Origin of the sequence: Microcystis sp. LEGE 08355 (assembly GCF_015207185.1) — a bacterium.
Lineage (GTDB): Bacteria > Cyanobacteriota > Cyanobacteriia > Cyanobacteriales > Microcystaceae > Microcystis > Microcystis panniformis.
This window is the reverse complement of the sequence record NZ_JADEXI010000134.1, coordinates 1-9,577: the sequence shown is the minus strand read 5'-3', so window position 1 is coordinate 9,577 and position 9,577 is coordinate 1. Positions and strand designations below refer to the sequence as shown.

Genomic DNA, 9,577 nt, shown 5'->3' with positions numbered 1-9,577 from the left:
GAATTAACCCTACCGGCTCTTCTAGGTTCTGTGTGATAAGTTTAACTTACATAGGATCGATCAATCTTTGTGTCCTTTGTGTCTTTGTGGTTCGTTCCACCCCCTCCCTAGGAGGAATGTATCCTAGAATACATTTTACTCACCAAATCCAAGAGAGTCCCCTACCTTTGATAAGGGGGGTGATAGCTTCAATTTCCTCGCGACTTTTCTGGGGGAAATCGCTTTAAGAGTTCCTGCTTGGAATACTGTAGGAGTAAAGGAGTAAATTCTTCCGGGGACAATTGTAAAATCCGGCTGATAATAGCTTGAATTTCTGGGTCTAACTCACCAAAACGGACTCGGAGCAGGTTTTCCACCACCAGACGTTCCCCCTCTTGCAGACCCCGTTCTAGACCCCGTTCTAGACCCCGTTCTAGACCCCGTTCTAAACCCCGTTCTAAACCCCGTTCTAGACCCCGTTCTAGACCTTGTTTTTCTCCTTCGGCCAGTGCCTCTTGATAGACTCTCGTTTGTTTTAAATCACTTAGTTCAAACATAGCTTCAATTTCCTCGCGACTTTTCTGGGGGAAGTAGTAGGTTGATTCATCAATCAACTCTCATAGTAGGGTTAATTCATGAATTAACTCTCATAGTAGGGTTAATTCATGAATTAACCCTACCGGCTCTTCTAGGTTCTGTGTGATAAGTTTAACTTACATAGGATCGATCAATCTTTGTGTCCTTTGTGTCTTTGTGGTTCGTTCCACCCCCTCCCTAGGAGGAATGTATCCTAGAATACATTTTACTCACCAAATCCAAGAGAGTCCCCTACCTTTGATAAGGGGGGTGATAGCTTCAATTTCCTCGCGACTTTTCTGGGGGAAATCGCTTTAAGAGTTCCTGCTTGGAATACTGTAGGAGTAAAGGAGTAAATTCTTCCGGGGACAATTGTAAAATCCGGCTGATAATAGCTTGAATTTCTGGGTCTAACTCACCAAAACGGACTCGGAGCAGGTTTTCCACCACCAGACGTTCCCCCTCTTGCAGACCCCGTTCTAGACCCCGTTCTAGACCCCGTTCTTCTCCTTCGGCCAGTGCCTCTTGATAGACTCTCGTTTGTTTTAAATCACTTAGTCCAAACATAGCTTCAATTTCCTCGCGACTTTTCTGGGGTAATTTGTAAATAATGATACTTTCGATTAGATTAATTAACTGCCGTTGACTGGACTGGTCGGTGATTTCTTCTCTAGTCCGCTCGATTAGGGTTTGAGCAGTCCTCACCGCTGCCGTTTCCGACTCTACTACTAATTTAATCACACCGATTCCTAAGGAGGGATTATCCCTTGGGGGCAATTCATCGAGATAAATGCGTCTAACGCTTGATAAATTGAGGATTTCGCCAAAATGCAGGGATTGTTCCCGTTCCACCCCACGATGGGGATAAATGACGACAATTTGCCAGGGGTGAGGTGGTTGATATTGTTTTAAAAATAGGAACAATTCCGCAAAAAGTCGATAGTAGAGGGTGTCGTCTGGTTGGAACTGCACTTCCACTAGGTAGAGGGGTTGCTGAATATCTTCTCTGAGTGGCATAAATAAGCCATCGAGACGGAAAGAGAGTTGTTTCACCTCTTGGGAGGTGAATTTATAGTTTGCTGCTCCCGGTTGCGGTTGTCCGATTAGGTCAAAGAAACTGTCCGGAAAACGCAGGAAGATTTGGTAAAAGATACTGTCAGTTTTCACGAAAAATCTCGCTTCTAGGGTTTATTGGCAATTGCCGAATCGTTTGGCTAAACGGTTAATACTCTAGTATTAATAGATATTGTAAGTAGCTAAGTAGCTGGTTATAATTAAATTGAAGATAGATTTTAGGTTCGATCCCCCCTGCCCCCTTGATAAGGGGGGTGCCGATAGGCGGGGGGATCTGACAGTTTTTAACACCTACCTACTTAGGCACAATTAATTATACATATCTAACCACCTCTTGCCTCTTGCCTTTTGCCTCACCTCAACAAGCAATTTAAAGGCGCGGGCAGCTTATCTGGCTCTTTTGCTGTATAATCAAGTCTTAATTTTATAACTTGTCATTATATTTGAGGAAAATCTATGAGTTGGACAGAAGGATATGTATCGGAAGTTAACTACACTAGCGGCTTTTACGGCGAGTTAAGTCCCCTAAAATTAGGTTTAGCGACTCTGATTAAATCCATTCAACCCCCCGATTCTAGCCAAGAATTTACCTATTGTGAATTGGCCTGTGGTCAGGGTTTTACCACGAATATTTTAGCGGCTACCTATCCCCAGTCCCAATTTTATGCCAATGATTTCAATCCTAGCCATATCGCCACAGCTAGAGATTTAGCGGCCAAGGCGGGAATGAAGAATATTCTTTTCTTTGATGATAGTTTTGAGGAATTTTTAGAGCGAGATTTACCTCAATTTGACTTCATAAGTCTGCACGGAACTTATAGCTGGATTAGTGCCAAAAATCGCCAAGTTATAGTTAATTTTATTCGCCGCAATCTCAAGGTAGGGGGATTAGTTTATATCTCCTATAATGCCCTTCCGGGTTGGTCGGCGGCGATGCCGATACAAGCTTTAATGGTGCGCCATGGTCAACACAGTTCTGAACTTTTAACACGAATTGAACAGGCACTTAATTTTACAGGAGAATTATTAGAGGCTAATGCTAGTTATTTTGCCCAAAATCCAATTTTACAAAATCGTTACGAGCGCCTAAAGGAACAAAATCGTTATTATTTAGCTCACGAGTATTTTAATCAGGATTGGAATTGTTTTTACTTCGATGAAGTGGCGAAAGAATTAGAGGATGCGAAACTTAAATATGTGGGTTCCGCTCATATTAATGACCATATTGATACGGTCAATCTCTCTCCAGTAGCCCAAGAAAAATTAGCAAAAATCAGCGACCCAATCTATCGGGAAGTGGTGCGAGATTTCTTTGTTAATAGCCAATTCCGTCGTGATATTTTTAGTCGAGGCTACTTAATTTTAACCAGCGAAGAACAGGTTAAACAATTAGAAGAAACCCGGTTTGCCATGATTGTTAATCCCGCAAATATCAAGTTCGAGCATCAGTTTCCCGTGGGAGAAGTTAAGTTACAGGAGACAGTTTATCAGCCAATTTGTCAGGTTTTGGCGGAATCTCCCCAAACTTTACTGCAACTGCAAAATCACCCCAAAACCTCAAATATTAACTTAAATGGTCTTTACCAAGCTCTGATGATTTTAACTGGTATTGGCTATATTCATCCTGCTGTGGATGAGCAAACTTGCCAGGAACGGAAACCATCTACTGATGCTTTTAATAATGCAGTGAAAGCGAAAGCAGTCTATAGTGAGGAATTAAGCTTTTTAGCTTCTCCTTTGATTGGGACTGGAGTACTGGTCAATCGTTTAGAACAATTATTCCTCTTGGCTAAATCCTATAACCAAGATGCCGTACAATTTGTCTGGCAAATTTTGGCAAGTCAAGGCAAAAAAGTGGTTAAGGATGGGAAACCTTTGGAAACAGAGGAGGAGAATATTACTCATCTGAAAACAGTGTACGAGGAGTTTAGTAAAGAACGTTTACTAACATTGCAAAAACTAGGTATTGAATAAATACTAAGTAGGTAATCTCATTGTAATCGGCTATTTAGTGGTGCGTTACGACGGATTGTTACTTTCAAGTCAAAGCAGCAATTTTGGCTGTTACGTTTTACTACTTAGTGGTGCGTTACGACGGATTTTTACCTTCAAGTCAAAGCCGCAATTTTTGCCGTCTAACGCACCCTACGTTTTACTACAGTTTACTAGAAACTTGATATTTTTAACCATGACAGTCATCAATTTACAATCTTTCGAGAAAAAAGTTTTCTCCCAAAATGGAGAAGATGGTGTGATTGAGCAGATTTTCGCTCTCATTGGTTTTACGAATTGCTTTTATGTAGAAATTGGGGTAGAAGATGGCAGAGAATGCAATACGCGTTATCTGCGAGAAATTTATGACTGTCATGGTATCCAGTTAGATAGGGATTATAGTAACCCAGAACTTCATCTCTATCAAGAGTTAATTACTGCCGAAAATATCAATCAAGTTTTTATCAAGTATCAGGTTCCCCACGAGTTCGATTTGCTTTCTATTGATGTGGACGGTAATGATTTTTATCTCTGGTTTAGTTTAGAAAAAATCTATCAACCGCGAGTGGTAGTAGTGGAATACAATTCTTCCCACTCACCCAAAGAAGATAAGGTTGTCCCCTACTCTACTCAGCGTTGTTGGGATGGAACAAATTATTTTGGAGCTAGTATTTTAGCTTGGAAAAATTTAGCAGATAAGAAGGGTTATTCCCTGATTTATGCTGATAGTCAAGGCATCAATTTATTTATGGTTAGAAATGATGTTTTAAGCGAAAAAAATCTCATTTTTTTAAATACAAATATCCCAGAGTTAATTTATGTGCCTCCTAATTATTATGGCTGCTTACCCTATAGAAATTTGGCAAAAGGTCATCCTCCCGATCCTTTGCAAAGAGAATATTTAAGTTCGCAAGAAATTTTACTAACAGGCAAATTTGCCAATATAATAGAGGGAAGTTATCAAATAGTTGCCCAGTTGAATAAGCGGGTAATTTTTGCCGGTTATTTAGCTAATTTCCTTCATCCTCAATTATTCCGACAAGGGTTTTACTTACCCGAAGAAAATTTTACTTGGTTAAAAGGTGATTATGCTTTTTTTACTATGCAGCTTGACTGTCCTGTTCCCCTAATGATAGAATGGCAAATAGTGACAGTTTTTCTCTCGTCAGAAAACCCTACACTTAAGGTAGAGGTATGGGTAAATGAAAAATTCGTGGATATTTGGAACTTTGAATATAATCGTTTCCAAAATAGTCTTCGTAAGTTTATTTACTGCTCTAAAAATCTACTCAATGAAAACTCATCTCTAATAACTATTGAACTAAAAATAGAGGGTTCCACATCACCTAAAAATTTAGGACTAAGCGATGATGATAGAAACTTAAGCTTGGCTATTTCTCAGATAAATTTTCTTTCTAGTGATTATTAACTTAATCACCAAAAGTCTTTCACTCATAAAAATTGATGACTAATTATGTTTATTCAACCAGAAACTTTTATCGAATTTTGTTATGAAACTTTTTTGCAGAGAGCTGCGGATATAGAAGGTAAAAGATATTATCTGGAACAGATCAAATTAGGATGGTCTTTTCAGGAAGTTATCCAGTCTTTTTTACAGTCTTCTGAATTTCATCAGCATCAACAAAATAGCCAAAATAATCAAAATAATCATGAGCAGCAACGAAAATTTATTACTAGCTTATACAAGTATTTACTAAAAAGAAATCCCGATAACTCAGAATTAGAATATTGGCTGACTACCTCCCATACTTTACCAGAAATATTACATATTTTCGGAGAATCAGCAGAGTATAAACAGGTCAATAATTTTAGTCTCAAAAAGCCGCCAGAATCCCTATATGGAATTATGATCAAAAGTGATGAAATTGACGGTTATTTACTCTATCCCACTTTTGATAAAGTCCAACTTCAAGGAGCTTTACAGGGAAAAGCATTTCAGCTAAATGATTTTTTAGTCTGTATGACATTTCTGGAAAATCATAGTCTATTCCACCCCGATAAGTCTTGTTTTCTTGATTTGGGTGCTAATATTGGCTCCACATCCATTTATGCTTTAAAAGGTAATTACTTCCAATCCGCTGTCTCTATCGAAGCTTCGGGTTTAAATTATCAATTTCTGACTTTTAATACTCAGATTAACCAGTTAACTGAGCGATTACAAGCACTGAACTACGGATTAGCTAATTTTACTGGTACAGGAGAATTAGTTTGTAACCCTGATAATTGTGGCGACTTCCGTATTCAACCAGTCAATGTCACAGATAATTTATTTAATGAAGACAACTATAGTCGAGAATTAGCCGAGTTTATTACTCTAGATGAGTTAAAGAATCGAGGAATCTTAAATCCTCGAAAAATTGGTTTTGTTTGGATAGATTGTCAAGGTAGTGAAGGACTAATATTTCAAGGAGGACAAGAATTTTTTCGAGAAATATCTGTTCCTTTATATGTAGAATTTTGGCCCTACGGAATTAATCGACTAGCTGGAAAGAAAAGTTATTTAAGCTTTATCGAAACTTTTGCCTCTAGAGTATGGAGATTGCACGAGGGAACATTTGTTGAAATAAGTTTAGATTTTCTCTATACATTTTATCAAGAGAATTTAAACACTGGGGAATATATTGATATTTTAGTTATTCCCAATTAAGCTTACTAAACTAATAGTTCTTTTTTATAAAGTAAGCAACTTTAGATTTTTTGATTACAATCTTAAGCAGTCTTTTAATAGCTGATTTTGCTGTAGATAAACTCTTAATTTTCTCTTGCAGACTTTCAATATTTTCTGATAATTGCCTATTCTGATTTTTGAACTTTTCCAGAGAATATTCCATTTCTTGAAGGGAGATAGATGTAATTAATTGCTGCAGAGATTGATTTTGTCTTTCTTCTTGTAATTTTCTTAATTCTACCCAAACCTGACCAGAAGGATTTTCTTGAACTTCGGTAATAGTTTTTAGGATAATTTGATAAATTTTTTCGGAATTTTGCTGCCAAGAAAATTGTTTATATCTCTCTAATCCTTTGTCTATTAGTTGCTGACGAATTTCAGGAATTTGTATTTTTTTGATAGCTTGTATCATCTCATCAATACTGATGCCGTCAATGTATAAAACTGCATCACCTCCTACCTCTGGAATCGCTGAATTAAAGCAAGTAATCACGGGACAACCACAGGCCATTGCTTCAATAATTGGTAGTCCAAATCCTTCATAAAGAGAAGGATAAACTAAGGCAATTGCACCCGAATAAGCGGTTTTTAAATCCTGATCATCTAATTTTAAGACATAGGTGGTAATATTTGGAGCTAATTTCGATAATTCTAGCTCTAACTCTAAATCACCACCGACACAGACCACAGCTAAATTATTATTTTCAGGTAAATTATTCCAAGCTTCAAAGAATAATTTGACATTTTTATAACCCTTGAGACTAATCCTGGAACCAACGATAAGAAAATATGGTTTTAAAATCTGATATTTTTGCTTAAACCTATCAATTTCTTTAGCTATACTTCGAGAAAATTCTTGGCTGACTCCATTATAAACAATATCAATTTTATCCTGGGTAATGTGGGGATAAAACTCAACTAAATCTCGAGCAGTATTAGCTGATATAGTAATATACCTAGATGCGTACAAAATTGCATAGTGTTTTTCCTGCCATTCTGGTTGATTTAAATCCGCTTGCAGGACTTCAGGTATCATGTCATGAACCATGAGAACTGCGGGAGTGAATAAAGGCGTTGTATAATAGGTGGAAATAAATAAACTTGCTTGCAGCTGATCGCAGATTGCTTGAATTTTTCTAGTATCCTTTCCACTATGATTATAATCGTAGGCTTCTAATAACCAATATTTTAAGTTTTTTAGTCTCGGTGCGGTTTGATTTCTATCTAAAATAATAATATGTTGACCAAATTCTGAGTTACTCCATTCTTGTAGAATTGAATACCAAACTCTCGCTATTCCTCCTTGGTTAATTTGAAAAATAACGCCATCAATCACAATAATAGGTTTGCTCTGCTCGGACAGAGATTGAATTAATTGTAAGTTTTCTCGCTCATCTTCAATAAAGGGTACACCTAGATCATGATTAACTTCTAAATCAGTAATATCCCCAAGCTGTACTTGATAGGTTTTACACACTTGATTATTCTTTTGCTGTTCTAATTTATCAGTTCTTTGACCAATAATGTAGAGATATTTTTCTTGAAACTTTTGAACATTTTCTTGCTCATTTTCTGAAGAAGGACTATCGATCACAGTAACTTAAATTCTCCCTTTTGATAGAAAACTTTTATTAATAAATCCTCTAGGCATCCCCGAATAAGCTCGGCTAAACTATCGGCAAAAACAGGGGCGAGAACTTTGATTTTATTAACCAATTTTTGATCGTGACTGCTGACTCCGACATAAGCGAATAGTGGACGATTTACCCTCCTCTAAGTTGAAAAGGTCGTTAACACAGTAACATCTACTAACTGCCTTGCTTTCACTAGCGGGGAATATTGACTCCGATAATTGCCACTTTTCTGGGGTATGGGGGGAAGTACCCAGAATCTGAGATGCTTCCCCTATCTTGACTAATCTTTTGCCTTGACAAAACCTAGTTAAAAACGCCAACCTAGCTAGGTTGGACGAGATTATTTAAGCCATAAACCACTTTAGCGGTGATAATCTTATCCTTATCGGTAAGTTCTTCTAACACCTCTTTTCCCTGGACTAAATAGCCAAAAACCGAATAACGACCATCCATGAGATTAAACCCCGGAGGAGTTAATTCATTATCGAATTTAAAGAAAAAGAATTGCGAGGAACCTCCGTTAGGATTAGTATCCGGACGCGCTAGGGCCAATGCACCAAAAGCGTTAAAAGGTAAGGCGAGACTGGGTAAGTAAATCCCTAATTCTTCGAGAGTATTGCCATAAACTGGTTCTTCTTCCCCTTTAATCAAAATTTCTAAGGGAATAGAGCGATATTGCTTAGTTTTCGGGTCAAAAAAGCCCTCTTCTGCACCGACGGGATCCCCGGTTTGCACAACGAAATTATCTTCGCTGCGAATGAAGGGTAAACCGTCATAAAAACCCCGTTGGACTAAATCCACAAAGTTACCCCCATTAACCGGAGCGCTGTAACCATCGACAACGATAGTTAAATCTCCTTTGGTTGTCTGCATCTCTACGGTGGCGCGTCCTCGCAATTGCGGCAAGTTAGCGTATTCTGGGGGAACGTTAAAGGGAAAACCCACCACCATTAATTCTTCTAAAGCGGTGATATTATTGAGCAATTCCCGTCTGGTTGACCAAACTGCCTCTTTATCCTTCGCTTCTACGGCTGTATCGAGGGCTACCACTCCCGTTTTCAGTTTTTCGATTAATTCCTCCCCTTGGCTTTTACTTGCTTCGGGAACACTATCTAAGATAGCCTTGCTTTTGGTAGAAAGGGCATAATTGGCATCCTTGACATCTTTTTTAATCGGACTCCAACGTTTGGCCCGCAGATGTTTGGCAATATCTTCGATCGATTGTTGCACTTGACGAATTGGTTTATTATCTATGGGTAAGGCATTGCGTAAAATGGCAGTGGGATCCGTTACCGCATCACCCTGAGCAAGCACAGCCAAAGCAGGGGCAGTCCCCTTAACCGTGAACAGACTTAAGATTAAAAATAGTGCTAGGGCAATACTAGCAGCCCTTTTTAAGAAAAATTTGCCCGATTCCCGTAATCTTGTCGTTATTTTCATATTTTGGTCGGTTCCTCAATGGCCATACCTATCCAAAATACTTGTAGGCTTTTAGGGGAACCCTTGTCAATAGCTAAGAAAATCGATCGAAGCCATTATCAGTTATCAGTTATCAGTTATCAGTTATCAGTTATCAGTTATCAGTTATCAGTTATCAGTTATCAGTTATCAGTTCACCGATTACTGTTTACTG

Annotated in this window: 7 protein-coding genes; 3 read left to right on the top strand and 4 right to left on the bottom strand. The window is 38.2% G+C overall.

The annotated features are described in order from the left end of the window. Positions 1-188: 188 nt before the first annotated feature. Both IQ242_RS09190 and IQ242_RS09185 read right to left on the bottom strand, forming a co-directional pair. On the bottom strand, positions 189-536 hold the full coding sequence (locus IQ242_RS09190; protein ID WP_193959758.1) for a hypothetical protein: 348 nt from the start codon (positions 534-536) through the stop codon (positions 189-191). 298 nt (positions 537-834) lie between these two features. Continuing rightward, on the bottom strand, positions 835-1,722 hold the full coding sequence (locus tag IQ242_RS09185) for an Rpn family recombination-promoting nuclease/putative transposase (protein ID WP_193959757.1): 888 nt from the start codon (positions 1,720-1,722) through the stop codon (positions 835-837). Positions 1,723-2,085: 363 nt separating this feature from the next. On the opposite strand from IQ242_RS09185, the gene IQ242_RS09180 reads away from it, so the two are divergent. From IQ242_RS09180 to IQ242_RS09170, 3 genes are all read left to right on the top strand, one after another. Further along, positions 2,086-3,603, top strand: coding sequence for a class I SAM-dependent methyltransferase (locus IQ242_RS09180; protein ID WP_193959756.1), 1,518 nt, complete (start codon positions 2,086-2,088; stop codon positions 3,601-3,603). A 214-nt stretch (positions 3,604-3,817) separates the two neighbouring features. Then, the gene (locus tag IQ242_RS09175) at positions 3,818-5,050 is read left to right on the top strand and encodes a hypothetical protein (protein WP_193959755.1); all 1,233 of its coding nucleotides are present in this window, start codon (positions 3,818-3,820) and stop codon (positions 5,048-5,050) included. 45 nt (positions 5,051-5,095) lie between these two features. Further along, positions 5,096-6,289 carry an FkbM family methyltransferase gene (locus IQ242_RS09170; protein ID WP_193959754.1) on the top strand — a complete coding sequence of 398 codons (1,194 nt, stop codon included), beginning with the start codon at positions 5,096-5,098 and terminating at the stop codon, positions 6,287-6,289. Between the two features lie 10 nt (positions 6,290-6,299). Here the strand turns inward: IQ242_RS09170 and IQ242_RS09165 are convergent, their stop codons facing one another. Then, a complete protein-coding gene (locus IQ242_RS09165; RefSeq protein ID WP_193959753.1) occupies positions 6,300-7,904 on the bottom strand; it encodes a glycosyltransferase family 1 protein in 1,605 nt (534 codons plus the stop codon). A 361-nt stretch (positions 7,905-8,265) separates the two neighbouring features. Further along, a complete protein-coding gene (locus IQ242_RS09160; protein WP_193959752.1) occupies positions 8,266-9,384 on the bottom strand; it encodes a peptidylprolyl isomerase in 1,119 nt (372 codons plus the stop codon). Positions 9,385-9,577: the final 193 nt, after the last annotated feature.

What these genes read in the sequence shown, in the direction of transcription:
- IQ242_RS09190 (WP_193959758.1), bottom strand. Translation starts at nt 536, where the DNA reads ATGTTTGAACTAAGTGATTTAAAACAAACGAGAGTCTATCAAGAGGCA.
- IQ242_RS09180 (WP_193959756.1), top strand. Translation starts at nt 2,086, where the DNA reads ATGAGTTGGACAGAAGGATATGTATCGGAAGTTAACTACACTAGCGGC.
- IQ242_RS09175 (WP_193959755.1), top strand. Translation starts at nt 3,818, where the DNA reads ATGACAGTCATCAATTTACAATCTTTCGAGAAAAAAGTTTTCTCCCAA.
- IQ242_RS09170 (WP_193959754.1), top strand. Translation starts at nt 5,096, where the DNA reads ATGTTTATTCAACCAGAAACTTTTATCGAATTTTGTTATGAAACTTTT.
- IQ242_RS09160 (WP_193959752.1), bottom strand. Translation starts at nt 9,384, where the DNA reads ATGAAAATAACGACAAGATTACGGGAATCGGGCAAATTTTTCTTAAAA.